The sequence below is a fragment of the Rhodopseudomonas infernalis genome, assembly GCF_022271405.1.
Classification (GTDB): domain Bacteria; phylum Pseudomonadota; class Alphaproteobacteria; order Rhizobiales; family Xanthobacteraceae; genus Rhodopseudomonas; species Rhodopseudomonas infernalis.
In genome coordinates this window covers 58,770-74,831 of sequence record NZ_JAJNAL010000018.1, presented here as the reverse complement: position 1 = coordinate 74,831, position 16,062 = coordinate 58,770, and the positions used below count along the sequence as shown (strand labels likewise).

The following is a 16,062-nucleotide window of genomic DNA, read 5'->3' as shown; positions in this document are numbered from 1 at the left end:
CGTCAGCGGCGCTGCATCGGGCCTTCATCGCCCAGAGTGCGAACGAGGTCGCGCAGCCTCTCGGCTTCGAGCCGGCGCATGCTGGCGCCGGCCTCGTCGCCGCAATCGGCAAATCGCAGATGCTCTTCGTCGGTGCGTCCAAGAAACGCCATCGGCCAGGGGCGAAACGCGCGCTCGGCCGCCACGCCGAACGACAGCACCTGGGTGTCGCCGTGCCGCTCGTCGCGCTGGATGTTCTCGAACACCAGCTCGACCGCGCGAATCTCGCCTTCGAGAAACTGGGCGAACAGACCCCGATCGAACACCAGCGCGCCGGTGACGCCGAGCAGCCGATTGTTGCGGCGCGCCGAGCTCAGGATCGCGCCGAGGCCAGCGTCGATCTCGCCCGCTTCACCGTCGATCCGGTGCTTGCTCCAATACACGCAGCGATACGGCCGGATCGGCACTACGCGACCTTGAAGTGGTCGGACAGACCTGGTCCGGGGGCCGCCTCGCTCAGTCCGAGAAACGTTCGAACTCGCTCGGCGGGCAACGGCCGGCTGATCAGGTAGCCCTGCACATGAGTGCAGCCATCGGCGGCGACCCGCTCCATATGCTCGGCGGTCTCGACGCCTTCGGCGACCGTCGCCATGCCGAGATTCTGGCCGAGCGATGCGATCGCCCGCACGATCGCGCGGTTGCCCGGGTCCTCGGCGGCGCCGCGCACGAAGCTCTGGTCGATCTTGATCTTGTCGAACGGAAAGCTGCGCAGATAGCCGAGCGACGAATAGCCGGTGCCGAAATCGTCGAGGGAGACGCTCACGCCGGTGGCGCGCAGCCGCTGCAGCACACCGAGCGCCGTGCCGCGGGCATCGAGCATCACGCTTTCGGTGATCTCGAGCTCCAGCCGCCGCGGATCGAGACCGCTGTCCGCCAATGCCGACAGCACGATGGTGGCGAGCGCCCGATTGGCGAACTGCACCGCCGAAATGTTGACCGCCACGGTGATGTCGTCCGGCCAATTCGCGGCGTCGCGGCAGGCGGTGCGCAGCACCCATTCGCCGATCGGACTGATGATCCCGGTCTCTTCGGCGAGCGGGATGAAGTCCATCGGCGACACCGGCCCGCGGGTCGGCGAATTCCAGCGCAGCAGCGCCTCGAGCCCGGTGACGCGGCAGCTCTGCAGATCGAATTGCGGCTGATACACCAGTGCAAATTCGCGCAGCGCCAGCGCCCGGCGCAGATCGGTCTCGAGCGCCCGGCGCGCCTTCACGGTCTCGTCCAGACTGGATTCGAAGACGAAGTAATCGACCGAGTGATCCTGTTTGGCGCAACGCAGCGCCAGATCGGCATTTTTGATGGCCTGATCGACATCCGTGACGGCTTGTGCCAGCGGCGCGATGCCGACATTGGCGGTGATGTCGATCAATTGCCCTTCCAGCATATAGGGCCGGCTGAGCAGATCGCGCAGCCGCTTGGCCAGCTGGATGGCGGAGTCCGGCTGCGGCCGGGCCTGCTGGATGATGGCGAACTGATCGCCGTACACTCTGACGACGATGTCCTCGTCGGTCGCCGTGGCTCGGATCCGGCGTGCCACCAACCCCAGCAGTGCGTCGCCGATGTTGCGGCCGAGGGTGTCGTTGACCGCCTTGAAGCGATCGAGATCGATGGTCAGCAACGCGCAATCGTCGCGGATAGCGGACGGACCGGCGAGCAATTCCTGCAGGCGTTCGCGTAGCAGAAGCCGGTTGCCGAGCTCGGTCAGCCGGTCGGTGCGGGCCTGCCTGGTGTCACGCGCGGTCCGCTCGGATTCAGCGGTGATGTCTTCGCAATTGAGGACGTAGCCTTGCGGCACCGCCTTGACACGGATCTGCACGGTGCGACCGTTCACCGACAGCGGCGGAGTCGCAGCGCCGGCCTCTGTCCAGGCCGAGAGCTGCAGCCGTGCCAGCAGATCGTCCGAGGACGTCTCGCCGAATAGTCGCGCGAACGCCGGATTGGTCATCAGCATTCGGCCATCGGGCGCGATCATCGCCAGGCCGGAGTCGATCGTGGTGAACGCCGACAGCGCCAGCGCGGCCGCCTGTTTGCCCGACACCGGGCGCGGTACGCCTCGCGTCTGTGAACGCGACTTCTCCGCTGGTGGAATGGAGTGCACCGGACCCATGCGGATAGAAAAGCCCTCGAATCTTGCCAAAGCTATAACCAGAGGTATTCCCGTCAGCCGACAGTGAATGGCGAGTTAGCGGACGTGTGCAACTCCGAAGTATCCTTGATTCAAATGCCATGGAGCAGAGGGTTGCCCCGCCGTCCTTCCGCGGCCATCGGGAGCCGCCCGGCTTGACCTCGTTCTGTCCTCGGGTGACAGATCGCAGCCGGCTCACCAACATCGCGGTCCCGTGGAAGCCAAATTTCAGATCTTCCTGATCCTGCTTGCGGTGCTGGCGGCAACCTCGCTGGTGGCGCGGCGCGTCCGGATCGCGCCGGCGATCCTGCTGATGCTGGTCGGCATCACGATGGCGTTCATCCCGGGCATGCCGGCGATCGAGCTGCCGCCGGATCTGATCCTGCTGCTGGTGCTGCCGCCGCTGATCTACTCGGCCAGCGTGGCGATGAGCTGGCGCGAGTTCCGCTTCAACCTGCGCGCCATCGGGCTGCTGGCGATCGGCTGCGTGATTTTCACTGCCTGCGCGGTGGCGGTGGCGACGCATTATCTGATCGGGCTGCCGTGGGCGGTCGGCTTTCTGCTCGGCGCCATCGTGGCCCCGCCGGACGTCGTGGCGCCGCTGGCGATCGCGCGCCGGCTCGGCCTGCCGCGGCGGATTATCGTGGTGCTGGAAGGCGAGGGGCTGGCCAACGATGCCACCGCGCTGATCCTGTACCGCTTCGCGCTGGCGGCCATCATGACGGGCGTGTTCTCGCTGCCCAAGGCCTCCGGCACCTTCGTGGCGATCCTGGCCGGGGAGATCGTGTTCGGCCTCGCGATCGGCTGGCTCAGCCTGCGGCTGCGGCGCTGGGCGCGCGACCCGCAGATCGAGATCACGCTGTCGCTGCTGACGCCCTACATCGCCTACTGGATCCCGGAGCATCTCGGCGGCTCGGGCGTGATCGCAACGGTGGCGTGCGGGCTTTTTATCTCGTGGAACGGTCCGCTGCTGATCTCGGCAGCGACGCGGCTGCAGGGCGTGTTCTTCTGGGACCTGGTGATCTACCTGATCGAGGGGCTGCTGTTCCTGCTCACCGGCTTCCAGATGCGGGCGATCGTCGAACGCTCGAAAGGCTTTCCGCTCGACGACATCCTGGTGGCGACGGTGCTGGTCGCCGCCATCGTCATCCTGGCGCGATTCCTCTGGGTGTACCCGGCGACCTACCTGCCGCACCTGCTGAGCCCGCGGGTGCGGGCTCGCGAAACCGCGCCGTCATGGCGCGCCACCTTCGTGGTCGGCTTCACCGGGGTGCGCGGCGCGGTCTCGCTGGCGACCGCGCTGGCGTTGCCGTTCACCCTGCCGGACGGCAGCGGCTTTCCCGACCGTGGCCTGATTCTGTTCGTCGCCTTCGGCGTCATCCTGATCACGCTGGTCGGCCTCGGGCTGACGCTGCCGGCGCTGGTGAAGGCGCTCGGCGTCGCGCGCGACGGCCAGAGCGAACACGTGTTCGAGCACGAGAACGAGATCGCCGCGCGGCGCGATGCGCTCGCCGCAGCGTTCGCGTCCCTGGATGCGATGACCAACGATCGCGAATTGTCCGACGAAGTGGTCAAGCTGCTCCGCGCCCGCCACGAAAGCCGCGCCAACCAGCTGCCCTCGTCGCTCGACGACGACGCCTACGAGGCCACCGCCAACGCCCGCGCGCTGGTCCGCGAACTAATCGCCGTCGAACGCGCGTTCATCCACGCCCAGCTCCGCGACGGCAAGATCACCGACGAAGCGCGGCGCAGGATCGAGCGTGATCTGGATCTCGAAGAGGCGAGTCTGGCGAATAGGGAGTATGGAAAGGCGACGGCGTGAGGGTGGCGGCTCTGTGCGCCCCCGGGATTGGATCGACTCGGGCGCGAATTTGATTTAGGCTGCGATCTGCATTTCAGGTTGATTTTTTAGTTCATTTTTCGCTGGCGTGTTTCGCGATGCGTAATGATTTCCTATTTTTTGGGCGGTATCGAGGGCTCGAGGCGCTCGACAAGAGTCGTGGCTTGGCAACCACGGACAAAGACATGATGACGTGGTGGTATGGCGTGCTGAATATTCTCGACGCCAAGGCCAACGGCCTGATGCGCGTCAATGGCGCTTTCATTACGATCCTGCTGTTCTTTTTCGGCGCGCAACGCGCCGGTTACGAACTGCTGACAAATGCCGAAAGCGGCGCAGCAAAGCTCGTGCTTTCCCTGGTGATAGCCTCGATGTTCTTCTGCTTTCTCGTCGTCCGGGTGGCTTGGAGGTTTCTTGGCGAAGTGAGGAAGGTCGGAGCATCCTACGACTTCGAAAGCGAGGCTCAGCGCCTCGCCAATGTTGCCGACGACAGGACGCACTACTATCTCATCGCATGGTATCTCACGCTTGCCGCCTCGTTTATCTCCGGCCTGATCTTGCTCGACGCCTTTTTGGGACGGAAGGTCTGATCGTTCGATCGCGATAAGAAGGGGATGGGCGCCAGGGACACAAGTATCAATCTGGAAAAGGCTCGGTATCAATTTGGCAAAGGCTGCGATATCGTCGCCCTGCTAGATCGAGGTGCCTATGGAACGCAGGACGTTCGGCGAGCTCGCCACCCCAAATCAGCGCCTCATCAAGATCGCGCGCGCCGCTGTGATGAATGCCTATGCGCCGTATTCCGGGTTTGCCGTTGGAGCAGCCGTGCGGACCCGTACCGGCGGTATCTATTCCGGCGCCAATCTGGAAAATGCCGCTTACGGCGTGGGCATGTGCGCGGAGGTCGGTGCGATCACCGCCGCCAATTCGGCGGGCGACTACGAAATTACCACAATTGCCGTGGTGGGCTTGAAGTTTACATCGCCAAAAGACGCCACTCGCGTTGTGACGCCATGTGGCCGATGTCGGCAATTGATCTTCGAGGCGGGAGAGATTACGCGGGCCGACGTCACGATCTTTTCCTGCAGCGGCGATCTCGCAGAGATCCGTCAGTCGACGATTTCGGAAATGCTTCCCGAGGCATTTGGGCCGGCCAATTTGGGACTGAGGGAGATCTGGCCGACGCTGCGCGCAGAGCTTGCCCGCAGCGTCCAAGACCTTGAAGCGGTCGATGCCGACGTCAGTATCGCTCTCGAGCGATAATCGAGTCAGCTCGGCCGCATCGGCCTACTCCGCCGCCGGCACCATCTGGGCGGCGCCCGGCTTCGGGGCCGCGCCATAACGCTGTTCGATGTAGTCGATCACCAGTGCCTTGAAGTCGCTGGCGATATTCTCGCCGCGCAGGGTGCGGAATTTTTCGCCGTCGACGAACACCGGGGCGGCCGGGGTTTCGCCGGTGCCGGGCAGCGAGATGCCGATGTTGGCGTGCTTGCTCTCGCCCGGGCCGTTGACGATGCAGCCCATCACCGCGACGTTGAGATTCTCGACGCCCGGATAGCGGGTCTTCCAGGTCGGCATTTCGAGGCGGATGAAGTCCTGGATCGAACGCGCCAGTTCCTGGAACGTCGTCGAGGTGGTACGGCCGCAGCCCGGGCAGGCCGCGACCAGCGGCACGAAGGTGCGGAACCCCATGGTCTGCAGCAGTTCCTGCGCGACCTGGACTTCCTTGGTGCGGTCGCCGCCGGGCTCGGGCGTCAGCGAGATCCGGATGGTGTCGCCGATGCCCTGCTGCAACAGGATGCCGAGCGCGGCCGACGAGGCCACGATGCCCTTGGAGCCCATGCCGGCCTCGGTCAGGCCGAGGTGGATGGCATAGTCCGAGCGCGACGCGAGATCCTGATAGACCGCGATCAGGTCCTGCACGGCCGAGACCTTGGCGGACAGGATCATCTTGGTCTTCGGCAGGCCGATCTCTTCGGCGCGGGCGGCCGACAGCAGCGCCGACTGCACCATCGCCTCGCGGGTGACGGCGCGGACGTCGCGCGGGGTGGCGCTGGCGGCGTTGTCGTCCATCAGCCGGGTCAGCAGCTCCTGGTCGAGCGAGCCCCAATTGGCGCCGATCCGGACCGCCTTGTTGTTCTTGATGGCGATCTCGACGATGTCGGCGAACTGGGTGTCGCGCTTGGCCTTGAAGCCGACGTTGCCGGGGTTGATCCGGTACTTGTCGAGCGCCTCGGCACAGGCCGGATAGTCGGCCAGCAGCTTGTGGCCGATATAATGAAAGTCGCCGATCAGCGGCGTGGTCAGGCCGAGCTTGCGCAGGCCGTCGCGGATATGCGGGACGGCAGCGGCGGCCTCCTCGCGGTCGACCGTGATCCGGACCATCTCGGAGCCGGCGCGGGCGAGTGCCGCAACCTGCTGGATGGTGCCCTGGATATCCGCCGTATCGGTGTTGGTCATCGACTGCACGACGATCGGCGCGCCGCCGCCGACGGCGATGTCGCCGACCATGACCTGGGTGGTTTTGTGCCGCGGCGCGGGGCCGGCGACGTCGTTCAGCAGCGGATTTTCGAGCTTGTTCATGGCGTCCAAATATCAGGTTTCGATGACATTCAGCAATCGATCAATCGGCGCAGGAACCCTCCACAGGGCCTGGAACCGGTCCTCAAGCGGCCTTCGCCGGCCGGTTGACGAGATACAGGCCGGCAATCACCAGCAGCGCCGCGAAGCCGAAGGCCGGGGTCAGCGGGTCGTGCATGATGACATAGCCCGCCACCACCCCGAATAAAGGGGTAATGAATGAAAAAGCCGACAATTTGCTGGCCGAATAGGTCTTCACCAGGCTGAACCAGAGCAAAAAGGTCAGGCCGACCACCCAGACCGACTGGTAGGCCATCAGGCCCACGGCGGTCGGGCTAGGCATTTTGTCGAGGGATTCGCCCGAAATCAGCGCCGCGCCGAACAGCAGCGGGATCGAGACCGCGATCTGGTAGCCGAGGCCCTTCTCGGCGGGGGCCTTCTGCAACCGGGTCACCTTGACGATCAGGGTGGTGGCGCCCCACAGCGCGCCGCCGCCGACCAGCATCAGGTCGCCGAGCAGCACCGTGGCGTCGACATCCGGCTGCGGAACCCCGATCGCCAGCGCGACGCCGGCGAAGCTCAGCGCCAGTCCGGACCATTGCAGGGTGCTCAGCCGCTCGCCGAGGAAGTGATAGGAGCCGAGCGCCACGATGAACGGCGCGGTGTAAAGGAAGACCACGCCGCGGGTCGCGGTGGTCAGCATCAGGCCGCGATAGATCATCACGAATTCCAGGCCGAACAGCACGCCGGCGAACAGCCCGGCCTTCAAGGTGCCGTCGCGCTCGAACATCTTGACGCCGCGGGCCCAGGCGATGATCAGCAGCACCACCAGGCCGACACAGGAGCGGATCGCCGCCTGCAGGAACGGCGGAATTTCCTGCAACGTCAGTTTGACGGCGATCTGGTTGAAGCCCCAGCTGAAGCAGCACACCAGCATCAGCAGGATGGCGCCCGCTGTCAGCGGCCGGGCGACCGCGCCGTCTATCGGATGCGCCATCGGACGATGGTCTGCGGGCGAAAATGATCGATCAAAATGGACATTGCGTCTCCGGCTTGTCGCCGTGTTGCTTCGGGCGCGCTCGCGCGGCGAGCAGCGCTCCTCCCCATCAATGAGGCGTAGACCGCGTCAGGTGGATTGGCAATGCCCGCAGATGCCGGTGATCTCCACCACCGACAGCTTCGGCGTGAAGCCGGTCTGGCGCGCCGCCTCGCTCAGGCCCTGCGCCACAGCGGACGCCGAAATCTCGCCGACCGAGCCGCAACATTCGCAAATCAGGAATGCGACCGCGGCGTCGTCGTGCGCGCGTCCGCAGGCGAGGAACGCGTTGCGGCTTTCGATGCGATGCACCAGGCCGTTCTGCATCAGGAAGTCGAGCGCGCGATACACCGTGATCGGCGCCGGCCGCGGCATCACCCGCGCCAGTTCCTCGATCACCTCATAGGCGCCGAGCGGACGGTGGCTCGACAGCAGCGCCCGCAGCACGTGGCGGCGGATCGGGGTCAGGTTCTGGGACCGGTCGGCGCAGATCCGCTCGGCGTATTCGAGGCCTTCGGCCGCACAACGATCATGATCATGACCGGGCGCCGGAAAGGCCGGCTTCAAAGCTGTCATCGGTGGCCTCAACGCTGCAGCATGGCCGCTGTCCCCGCGCGGCGCGATGATGGGTAGTCTACGCTGCTTTCGCCGACAAGTCCCGTCCGGACAGTTCGGGTTCCGCGACCGGACAGCCATGCGCGCGTCACAACGCCTCATGCGGACAATGATACTGCCCCTATTCATAAGCTAGCTTAATTTAAGCCAACTCAGGGAGCGAGACGTCCGATGACCCGTGGGTCTGTCGATCAACATTTCATGTTCACACTGGCCGAGGTGCAGCGGCTGCTGCGCGCCTATGCGGATCGCCAGGCGGCGCGTCATGGCATCACCCGCGCGCAGTGGGCCGTGCTGGCGAAAGTGGAGCGCTGCGAAGGTCTCAAGCAATCCGAGCTCGCCGAGCAGATGGAGATGCAGCCGATCACGCTGACGCGGCTGATCGACAAGCTGTGCGACAACGGTTGGCTGGAGCGGCGCAGCGACGACAGCGATCGCCGCGTCAAGCGTCTGCATCTGCGCAAGGCCGCGCGCCCGCTGCTCGGAAAACTGGCCGGGCTGCGCTCCGAACTCACCGCGACCGCGCTCGCCGGAATCAGCCCGGCGGATGCGCAGCGGCTGCTGACGCAGATGGAAACCATCAAGGAAAACGTCCGCACCGCCATTCAATCCTGCACCGACCAGACCCGAAAGGAACAGCGTTATGGCTGATCCCGTCCTCAAATTTCCTGCCGAACAGAAAGGCGCGTCGAATGACGTCCCCGTGCCGGTCGGCCAGGGTCCGAAGCGTGGCCTCGGCGGCGCGCTGCGCCGTTATCGGCGACCATTGCTGCTGGTGGTTCTGCCGATCGTCGTGCTGATCGCCGGCATTGCGTTCTATCTGTCGGGTGGCCGCTATGTGACCACCGACGACGCCTATGTGGGCGCCCAGAAGGTGTTGATCACGCCGGACGTCGCCGGCAAGATCGTCAGCGTCACCGTCAAGGAAGGCCAGCAGGTCAAGACCGGCGATCAGTTGTTCCAGGTCGACCCGGTGCCGTTCCGGCTCGCGCTGGCTCAGGCGCAGGCCAAGCTCGCCGACGCCAAGACCACGCACGACAACCTCGTCGCCAACGTCAAGATCTACGGTCAGACCATCGAGCTGGTGAACGCCGGCATCGACCTCAAGCAGCGCGACGTCGACCGCAAATCGTCCCTGGTACAAAGCCGCGCCGGCTCGCAGCTCGATCTCGACAATTCCGCCACCGCGCTGGTCACCGCCAAGGCACAGCTGCAGCTGGTGATGCAGCAGCGCTCGACCGCGCTCAATCAGCTGCTCGGCGATCCGGAATTGCCGCTGGAGAAATTCCCCGCCTACATGCAGGCCAAGGCGGCGCTCGACGACGCGCAGCGCAATCTCGACCTCTCGACCATCCGGGCGCCGATGAACGGCACCGCCACCCAGGTCGACAACATTCAGCTCGGCCGCTTCGTCGCCGCCGGCACGCCGGTGTTCAGCGTGATCGACACCAATGCGCCGTGGGTCGACGCCAATCCGAAGGAAAGCGACTTCACCTATGTGGCGGTCGGCCAGAAGGTGACGCTCGACGTCGACGCCTTCCCGGATCATCAGTTCGCCGGCACGGTGTCGTCGCTGTCGCCCGGCACCGGCGCGCAGTTCGCCGTGCTGCCGCCGCAGAACGCCACCGGCAACTTCGTCAAGGTGGTGCAGCGCGTGCCGCTGCGGATCGCGCTCGACGACAACGACCCGATGGTGCGCCGGCTGAAGGCCGGCATGAGCGTCAACGTCGCGATCGACACCCATCACCAGCGCTCGCTCGCCGGCCTGCTCGGCCTCGGCCCGGCCAAAGCCGCGCAGCCTGACGCTGCGCAGCCTGAAGCCGCGGCAGAGGCGAAGTAAGCGATGTCGAGCGCCCCTACAGCCGCGGTCCCGGGCCTGCGCCGGACCATGGTGACGATCTGCGCCATGACGGCGACGATCATGCAGGCGCTCGACACCACCATCGCCAATGTGGCGCTGCCCTATATGCAGGGTTCGCTGTCGGCCTCGCAGGATCAGATCAACTGGGTGCTGACGTCCTATATCGTGGCCGCCGCCATCATGACGGCGCCGGTCGGCTGGATCGCCAACCGGTTCGGCCGCAAGCGCATCTTCATCATCTGTGCGGCCGGCTTCACGGTCGCGTCGGTGATGTGCGGCCTCGCGCAGGATATCACCCAGATGGTGGCGTTCCGGCTGCTGCAGGGCGTGTTCGGCGCCGCGCTGGTGCCGCTGTCGCAGGCCGTGATGCTCGACAGCTACGCGCTGCACGAGCGCGCCAAGGCGATGTCGATCTGGGGCATGGGCGTGATGATGGGGCCGATCATGGGCCCGTCGCTCGGCGCCTGGCTGACCGAGACCTATTCGTGGCACTGGGTGTTCTTCGTCAACCTGCCGTTCGGCGCCTTCACGGTGCTCGGTCTGGCGTTCTTCATGGACGAGACCGAACAGAACAACAAGCTGCGGTTCGACTGGTTCGGCTTCGCGGCGCTCGCGGTCGGCATCGGCGCGATGCAGCTCGCGCTCGACCGCGGCGAGCAGCTCGACTGGTTCAATTCGCCGGAGATCATCATCGAATCGGTCATCTCGGCGGTCGGCTTCTACTACTTCTTCGCCCACTCGTTCACCACGGAGCGGCCGTTCATCCAGTTCGCGATCTTCAAGGATCGCAACTTCATCGGCGGCGTGGTGTTCATGGCGGTGATGGGGCTGGTGCTGTTCTCCACCATGGCGCTGTCGTCGCCCTATCTGCAGAACGTGATCGGCTACCCGATCATGACGGCCGGCCTGCTGCTCGCCTCGCGCGGCTGCGGCACCTTCGTGGCGATGATGATCGTCGGCCGGATCATGCGCCACGTCGAGGCGCGCACGCTGATCGCCACCGGTCTGGCGCTGACCTGCGGGTCGCTCTACGTCATGACCGGCTGGACCGACCAGACCAGCGTGGCGACCATCGTGCAGGTCAGCATCGTGCAGGGCTTCGGCTTCGGTCTGGTGTTCGTGCCGCTGTCGACGGTGGCGTTCATGACGTTGCCGGGCCATCTGCGCACCGACGGCACGTCGATGCTGACGCTGGTGCGCAACGTCGGGAGTTCGATCGGCATCTCGGTGGTGATCGCGCAGCTCACCTCCGGCACCCGGGCGGCCCATGCGGTGCTGGTCGAGCACATCAACCCGTTCAACAACGCGCTGCAGATGCCGAACGTCACCGGCATGATCGATCTGTCGACCACCACCGGCAAGGCGATGATGGATTCGATCGTCACCATGCAGGCGCAGATCATCGCGTTCTCGCACGACTACGCGCTGGTGATGTTCCTCACCGCCGCCGCCGTGCCGATGGCGATCATCATCGGCTCCACCAAAGCGGCGCTCCGCCAGCAAAGCCAGGCGCCGGATCATGCGGCCGTGATCGAGTAGCAGCCCGGGTCGCGCGCGACCGATGCGCGGGCCTTGGCCCGGGCATCCGCGTCGTCCAGCAGTGGTCTGGGCTAAGACGATGTCGGCGGTGACGGAGCCCGTCAATGACGGATTCTTCGACTCATAGGGCGCGTGCCGAAGCGGTGCTGATCGGCTTGGCTTCGGGCCAGGCTCGATCGAGCCTCACACCGGCTTGACGGCCGGCACGAACTGCTTGGTTTCCTGGTCAAGCACCGAGAGTTCGCCATCGGCGACGCCGAAGTACGCGCCGTGGAGCTGGATCTTGCCGCGCTCGACCTGGATCTTGATGCACGGGAAGGTCATCAGGTTCTCGAGGCTGCGGAACACCGCGGCCTTCTCGATCCGGGTGACGAACTCCTGCATGGTCTCGGCAGCGCGCTGCTCGACCACTTCGCCCGGCTTGGTGAACATCGACATCCAGCGCCCGATGAAGTCGCTCGGCGTCAGCGGCGCCGGCTTTTCGACGAAGGCGCGGATGCCGCCGCATTGGGCGTGGCCGAGCACCACGATGTGCTTCACCTTCAGCACCTGCACGGCGAACTCCAGCGCCGCCGAGACGCCGTGGGCGCCGCCGTCGGGCTCGTAGACCGGCACCAGATTGGCGACGTTGCGGACCACGAACATCTCGCCCGGGCCGGCGTCGAAGATCACCTCGGGCGACACCCGCGAGTCGCAGCAGCCGATCAGCATGACCTCGGGCGACTGGCCGCGCTCGGACAGCTCGCGGAAGCGGCTTTGTTCGGTCGGCAGCCGCTGGGTTCGAAACGCTTCGTATCCGGAGATCAGGGAGGTCGGGAAGGCGGCCATCGGCGCGGTCTCTCTAGGGCTGGAGGATCGTGAGCTTCAACATTGCGCGGATGCGGGGACGTGATGCGACCAGGATCCGCGCGCGCCTGATCCCGCACGCATAAACACAGGTCGCCGCAACGAACAAGCCTTCCGGCGCGGGCGGCGAAATGTTATCGGCTCGGCCGATTTTCCTGATTTTGGGGGGCCCCGATGATCCGACCGCGCCGCAGCTTGCTATTCATGCCCGGATCGAACGCGCGTGCGCTGGAGAAGGCGCGGGTGGTGCCGGCCGACGGCCTGATCCTCGACCTCGAGGACGCGGTGGCGCCGGACGCCAAGGCGCAGGCGCGCGAGCAGATCGCCGCGGCGGTGGCGGCCAAGGGCTTCGGCCATCGCGAGGTGCTGGTGCGGATCAACGCGCTGGATTCGCCGTGGTGGCTCGACGACATCGCGATGGCCGCCAAGGTCAAGCCGGACGGCATTCTGGTGCCCAAGGTGTCCAGCGTGCAAGACCTCGCGGCGATCGCCGCCCGGCTGTCGGATCTCAATGCCGACATGGCGATCCGGGTCTGGATCATGATCGAGACCGCGCGCGGCGTGCTGCACGCCGAGGAGCTGGCCGCGCAGGTGCATGATTCCGAAACGCGGCTGGCCGGCTTCGTGTTCGGCCCCAACGATATTTCGCGCGAGACCGGCATCCGCATGCTGCCGGGCCGCTCGACCATGATTCCGATGATGACGCACTGCATCCTGGCTGCGCGCGTCCACGGCCTCGTGGTGCTCGACGGGCCCTACAGCGACATCGCCAATGTGGATGGCCTCGGTGCCGAATGCGCCCAGTCGCGCGATCTCGGTTTCGACGGCAAGACGCTGATCCATCCCGGCCAGATCGATGCCTGCAACGCCGCGTTCACGCCGCCGGCCGACGACATCGCCCAGGCTCGCGCCATCCTCACGGCGTTCGATCGTCCGGAAAATCAGGGCCGCGGCGCCATCCAGCTCGACGGCCGCATGGTCGAACGCCTGCACGCCGAGATCGCCAAGAAGACCATCGCGATCGCCGACGCGATCGAGCGCACGGGGAAGTAAACGGACAGCGAAGCGAGCCGTCCCCGTCACGCCAGCGCTCGTGGCTGGCCAGCCCAAGCACGTCATTCCGGGGCGCGGGCGCAGCTCGCGAACCCGGAATCTCGCAGTTGTGGAAACGGCGGAGTCGCAGAACCCCTCGGGATTCCGGGTTCGCGCTGCTCGCGCCCCGGAATGACGGTGGGTGGGGCGAAGGCACCGGAATGACCGCGGTGGGGCGGAGGCCTTAGGCCCAGGCGCGCTCGGTCTTGAGCTTGTCTTCGTAGCTGTCGATCGACGCCTTCTTTTCCAGCGTCAGGCCGATGTCGTCGAGGCCGTTGATCAGGCAGTGCTTGCGGAACGGGTCGATCTCGAACTTGATCGTGCCGCCGTCGGGGCCGCGGATTTCCTGCGCCGCGAGGTCGATCGTCACGGTGGCGTTGGCGCCGCGCTCGGCGTCGTCGAACAGCTTGTCGAGTTCGTCCTGCGACACCCGGATCGGCAGAATGCCGTTCTTGAAGCAGTTGTTGTAGAAGATGTCGCCGAACGAGGTCGAGATCACGCAGCGGATGCCGAAATCGAGCAGCGCCCACGGCGCATGCTCGCGGCTCGACCCGCAGCCAAAATTGTCGCCCGCGACCAGGATCGACGCCTTGCGATAGGCCGGCTTGTTGAGCACGAAGTCCGGGTTCTCGCTGCCGTCGTCGTTGTAGCGCTGCTCGGAGAACAGCCCCTTGCCGAGGCCGGTGCGCTTGATCGTCTTCAGATACTGCTTCGGAATGATCATGTCGGTGTCGACATTGATGATCTTCAGCGGCGCCGCGACGCCTTCCAGCGTGGTGAACTTGTCCATGGCGATTTTCCCAGATTGAGGCCGGGTTTTAGCCGGCCAGGGCCGGCGTTCCAAGGCGTTTGTTGCGCAGGTGGCTCTGCGCGGGCCTTATCCCGCGCTCAGCCCTCGCCCTGCGCCTCGATCTCTTCCATGTCGGCATCTGACAGGCCGAAATGGTGGCCGATTTCGTGGATCAGGACGTGGCGGACGATCTCGCCGAGGGTGTCGTCGTGGTCGGCCCAATAGTCCAGGATCGGCCGGCGATACAGCCAGATCATGTTGGGCATCGGGGCGATGTCCTGGCTCGATTGCTGAGGCAGGCCGACGCCCTGAAACAGGCCGAGCAGGTCGAACTCGGTCTGCGCCTGCAGTTCGTCCATCACCTCGTCGGTCGGGAAATCGTCGACGCGGATGATCACGCCCTCGCACAGGGTGCGGAACTCCTGCGGCAGCTTGCCGAACACGTCGTGAGCCATCGCTTCGAAGTCGTCGAGCGAGGGCGCTTTGGCGGTGGTCCACATCGGCGTGTTGTAGGGGATGATTGAGCGCTCGGCAAAGCCGGCAAGCGGTTGCGGTTGACGGCAGCGGCCCGATCGGGGACGGTGCCGGCGAGGATCCTGGATGGGGCGGCGGCGATGATCGGACGGATGACGATGGTGGGGCTCGGCGCGGCGCTGCTGCTCGCACAGGCGCCGGTTACCGCACAGGCGCAGTCCAGGACGCAGGCGGCCGCCCAGGCCATCTCTGCAGCCGGCACCGACGTATCGTCGCAGCAGCGCCGCAAACCGCGGCAGCTGCGGATCTATCCGCGGGTCGCGCCGGGCGACGACGTCTACCCGCGCTTCAATCCCGGCCCCAATGCGGTGCGCGACTGCACCGCTACCTATGTGCAGGAATATCGGCCGAGCGGCACCGTGATCACGCCGCGGATGAACTGCTTCTGGCGCCGCGGCTGAGCTGCGGGCTCAGCGCTGGGCTCGGCTGATCAAGCCGGCGACGACTCCGACCGCCATCGATCCGTATACCATGAAGGCCATCGCGGTCTCCACCGGTTCGCCCGCGGCCGGTGCCGCGATCGCCGGCGATGCGGCTGCGACGTTTACGCCAAGCGCCACAATGCCGCACGTCGCGAGCGCCGTTGCTGCGACGCTTCGTCGCCAGCGTGCCTGCGTCATGTTGGTCTCCATTCACCGAATGCCAGCGGATACGCACAAACCCGCCGTTTGTTTCCCAGCGTGCGAAGTAAATAGCAGCCGATCGGGAACGACTTTTGCGCAGCTGCATTCACTCGCGCATGCAGACGCATTCACTTCGCATTCACGTCCCGCGCTTCAGCATGATCACAAGCGGCGCCGTCGCTCTGCGGATCCCTACTAACAAGTCCGCATCATCGGATGAAGCGCATCTCCAACCGAGGAACCTCATCATGAACCTTCTGAAGCTTTCGGGCCTTGCCGCCATCGCCGGCCTGCTAATGATCGCAGCGCCGACCCAGCGCGCCGAGGCTGCGCCGGTCGCGGCCGCCGGCATCGCCAGCAGCGTGCAGCGCGACGTCGTGCCGAACGTGAGCGAAGTACAGTATCGCCATCACCGCCACGGCTATCGCCATCACCATGGCTATCGTCACCATCCGCGCGCGTACCGCCATATGCATCGCCCGCACCGCCACTACGGGTATCACCGCCACGTGCGTCCGCATCACCGCCACTGGCGCTGATCG

At 65.6% G+C, this 16,062-nt stretch carries 18 protein-coding genes; 9 read left to right on the top strand and 9 right to left on the bottom strand.

Features of this window, described 5'->3' with window-relative positions; all coding sequences use genetic code 11:
- Positions 1-2 precede the first annotated feature (2 nt).
- Both LPW26_RS13975 and LPW26_RS13970 read right to left on the bottom strand, forming a co-directional pair.
- The gene (locus LPW26_RS13975) at positions 3-446 is read right to left on the bottom strand and encodes a BLUF domain-containing protein (RefSeq protein WP_238736005.1); all 444 of its coding nucleotides are present in this window, start codon (positions 444-446) and stop codon (positions 3-5) included.
- Positions 446-2,077 carry a putative bifunctional diguanylate cyclase/phosphodiesterase gene (locus LPW26_RS13970; protein WP_238736003.1) on the bottom strand — a complete coding sequence of 544 codons (1,632 nt, stop codon included), beginning with the start codon at positions 2,075-2,077 and terminating at the stop codon, positions 446-448. Before LPW26_RS13970 ends, LPW26_RS13975 begins: the two co-directional genes overlap by 1 nt.
- A gap of 301 nt (positions 2,078-2,378) precedes the next feature.
- Between LPW26_RS13970 and LPW26_RS13965 the strand changes: the two genes are divergently transcribed.
- The 3 genes from LPW26_RS13965 to LPW26_RS13955 all read left to right on the top strand — a co-directional run bounded on the left by LPW26_RS13965 (position 2,379) and on the right by LPW26_RS13955 (position 5,267).
- A complete protein-coding gene (locus LPW26_RS13965; protein WP_238736002.1) occupies positions 2,379-3,986 on the top strand; it encodes a Na+/H+ antiporter in 1,608 nt (535 codons plus the stop codon).
- 116 nt (positions 3,987-4,102) lie between these two features.
- Positions 4,103-4,594 (top strand): hypothetical protein, encoded by a 492-nt coding sequence (locus LPW26_RS13960; RefSeq protein ID WP_238736001.1) that lies wholly within the window; start codon positions 4,103-4,105, stop codon positions 4,592-4,594.
- A gap of 118 nt (positions 4,595-4,712) precedes the next feature.
- On the top strand, positions 4,713-5,267 hold the full coding sequence (locus LPW26_RS13955) for a cytidine deaminase (RefSeq protein WP_238735999.1): 555 nt from the start codon (positions 4,713-4,715) through the stop codon (positions 5,265-5,267).
- Positions 5,268-5,291: 24 nt separating this feature from the next.
- Here the strand turns inward: LPW26_RS13955 and ispG are convergent, their stop codons facing one another.
- From ispG to LPW26_RS13940, 3 genes are all read right to left on the bottom strand, one after another.
- Positions 5,292-6,587 carry a flavodoxin-dependent (E)-4-hydroxy-3-methylbut-2-enyl-diphosphate synthase gene (gene ispG / locus LPW26_RS13950; RefSeq protein ID WP_238735997.1) on the bottom strand — a complete coding sequence of 432 codons (1,296 nt, stop codon included), beginning with the start codon at positions 6,585-6,587 and terminating at the stop codon, positions 5,292-5,294.
- 82 nt (positions 6,588-6,669) lie between these two features.
- On the bottom strand, positions 6,670-7,581 hold the full coding sequence (locus LPW26_RS13945; RefSeq protein ID WP_238735995.1) for a DMT family transporter: 912 nt from the start codon (positions 7,579-7,581) through the stop codon (positions 6,670-6,672).
- 129 nt (positions 7,582-7,710) lie between these two features.
- On the bottom strand, positions 7,711-8,196 hold the full coding sequence (locus LPW26_RS13940; RefSeq protein WP_238735993.1) for a Fur family transcriptional regulator: 486 nt from the start codon (positions 8,194-8,196) through the stop codon (positions 7,711-7,713).
- Between the two features lie 210 nt (positions 8,197-8,406).
- Between LPW26_RS13940 and LPW26_RS13935 the strand changes: the two genes are divergently transcribed.
- From LPW26_RS13935 to LPW26_RS13925, 3 genes are read left to right on the top strand one after another with little or no spacing between them, the layout of a single operon-like run.
- Positions 8,407-8,886, top strand: a complete 480-nt coding sequence (locus tag LPW26_RS13935; protein ID WP_238735991.1) for a MarR family winged helix-turn-helix transcriptional regulator — start codon at positions 8,407-8,409, stop codon at positions 8,884-8,886.
- On the top strand, positions 8,879-10,075 hold the full coding sequence (locus LPW26_RS13930; RefSeq protein WP_238735989.1) for an HlyD family secretion protein: 1,197 nt from the start codon (positions 8,879-8,881) through the stop codon (positions 10,073-10,075). Before LPW26_RS13935 ends, LPW26_RS13930 begins: the two co-directional genes overlap by 8 nt.
- Positions 10,076-10,078: 3 nt before the next feature.
- Complete coding sequence (locus LPW26_RS13925; RefSeq protein ID WP_238735987.1) at positions 10,079-11,635, top strand: DHA2 family efflux MFS transporter permease subunit; 1,557 nt, start codon at positions 10,079-10,081, stop codon at positions 11,633-11,635.
- A 183-nt stretch (positions 11,636-11,818) separates the two neighbouring features.
- Here the strand turns inward: LPW26_RS13925 and LPW26_RS13920 are convergent, their stop codons facing one another.
- Positions 11,819-12,463, bottom strand: coding sequence for a carbonic anhydrase (locus tag LPW26_RS13920; RefSeq protein WP_238735985.1), 645 nt, complete (start codon positions 12,461-12,463; stop codon positions 11,819-11,821).
- 192 nt (positions 12,464-12,655) lie between these two features.
- Between LPW26_RS13920 and LPW26_RS13915 the strand changes: the two genes are divergently transcribed.
- Complete coding sequence (locus tag LPW26_RS13915) at positions 12,656-13,534, top strand: HpcH/HpaI aldolase/citrate lyase family protein (protein ID WP_238735983.1); 879 nt, start codon at positions 12,656-12,658, stop codon at positions 13,532-13,534.
- Positions 13,535-13,757: 223 nt separating this feature from the next.
- Here LPW26_RS13915 and leuD read toward each other — a convergent pair whose 3' ends face one another.
- Together leuD and LPW26_RS13905 are read right to left on the bottom strand one after the other, a co-directional pair.
- Entirely contained in the window at positions 13,758-14,363 is a 606-nt protein-coding gene (gene leuD / locus LPW26_RS13910) for a 3-isopropylmalate dehydratase small subunit (protein ID WP_238735981.1), read from the bottom strand.
- A 98-nt stretch (positions 14,364-14,461) separates the two neighbouring features.
- Positions 14,462-14,863, bottom strand: coding sequence for a metallopeptidase family protein (locus tag LPW26_RS13905; RefSeq protein WP_238735980.1), 402 nt, complete (start codon positions 14,861-14,863; stop codon positions 14,462-14,464).
- 114 nt (positions 14,864-14,977) lie between these two features.
- On the opposite strand from LPW26_RS13905, the gene LPW26_RS13900 reads away from it, so the two are divergent.
- Positions 14,978-15,298, top strand: coding sequence for a hypothetical protein (locus tag LPW26_RS13900; RefSeq protein ID WP_238736044.1), 321 nt, complete (start codon positions 14,978-14,980; stop codon positions 15,296-15,298).
- A 9-nt stretch (positions 15,299-15,307) separates the two neighbouring features.
- On the opposite strand, the gene LPW26_RS13895 is transcribed toward LPW26_RS13900, so the two are convergent.
- Entirely contained in the window at positions 15,308-15,517 is a 210-nt protein-coding gene (locus LPW26_RS13895; protein WP_238735978.1) for a hypothetical protein, read from the bottom strand.
- Between the two features lie 251 nt (positions 15,518-15,768).
- On the opposite strand from LPW26_RS13895, the gene LPW26_RS13890 reads away from it, so the two are divergent.
- The gene (locus LPW26_RS13890; protein ID WP_238735976.1) at positions 15,769-16,059 is read left to right on the top strand and encodes a hypothetical protein; all 291 of its coding nucleotides are present in this window, start codon (positions 15,769-15,771) and stop codon (positions 16,057-16,059) included.
- The last annotated feature ends 3 nt before the right edge of the window (positions 16,060-16,062 follow it).

Bases quoted from the DNA above. Each gene is read 5' to 3' on its own strand.
- LPW26_RS13960 (WP_238736001.1), top strand. From the start codon at position 4,103: ATGCGTAATGATTTCCTATTTTTTGGGCGGTATCGAGGGCTCGAGGCG.
- LPW26_RS13905 (WP_238735980.1), bottom strand. From the start codon at position 14,863: ATGTGGACCACCGCCAAAGCGCCCTCGCTCGACGACTTCGAAGCGATG.
- LPW26_RS13890 (WP_238735976.1), top strand. From the start codon at position 15,769: ATGAACCTTCTGAAGCTTTCGGGCCTTGCCGCCATCGCCGGCCTGCTA.
- LPW26_RS13915 (WP_238735983.1), top strand. From the start codon at position 12,656: ATGATCCGACCGCGCCGCAGCTTGCTATTCATGCCCGGATCGAACGCG.
- LPW26_RS13930 (WP_238735989.1), top strand. From the start codon at position 8,879: ATGGCTGATCCCGTCCTCAAATTTCCTGCCGAACAGAAAGGCGCGTCG.
- LPW26_RS13940 (WP_238735993.1), bottom strand. From the start codon at position 8,196: ATGACAGCTTTGAAGCCGGCCTTTCCGGCGCCCGGTCATGATCATGAT.
- ispG (WP_238735997.1), bottom strand. From the start codon at position 6,587: ATGAACAAGCTCGAAAATCCGCTGCTGAACGACGTCGCCGGCCCCGCG.
- LPW26_RS13900 (WP_238736044.1), top strand. From the start codon at position 14,978: ATGATCGGACGGATGACGATGGTGGGGCTCGGCGCGGCGCTGCTGCTC.
- LPW26_RS13920 (WP_238735985.1), bottom strand. From the start codon at position 12,463: ATGGCCGCCTTCCCGACCTCCCTGATCTCCGGATACGAAGCGTTTCGA.
- LPW26_RS13955 (WP_238735999.1), top strand. From the start codon at position 4,713: ATGGAACGCAGGACGTTCGGCGAGCTCGCCACCCCAAATCAGCGCCTC.
- LPW26_RS13925 (WP_238735987.1), top strand. From the start codon at position 10,079: ATGTCGAGCGCCCCTACAGCCGCGGTCCCGGGCCTGCGCCGGACCATG.
- LPW26_RS13935 (WP_238735991.1), top strand. From the start codon at position 8,407: ATGACCCGTGGGTCTGTCGATCAACATTTCATGTTCACACTGGCCGAG.
- LPW26_RS13895 (WP_238735978.1), bottom strand. From the start codon at position 15,517: ATGACGCAGGCACGCTGGCGACGAAGCGTCGCAGCAACGGCGCTCGCG.
- leuD (WP_238735981.1), bottom strand. From the start codon at position 14,363: ATGGACAAGTTCACCACGCTGGAAGGCGTCGCGGCGCCGCTGAAGATC.
- LPW26_RS13945 (WP_238735995.1), bottom strand. From the start codon at position 7,581: ATGGCGCATCCGATAGACGGCGCGGTCGCCCGGCCGCTGACAGCGGGC.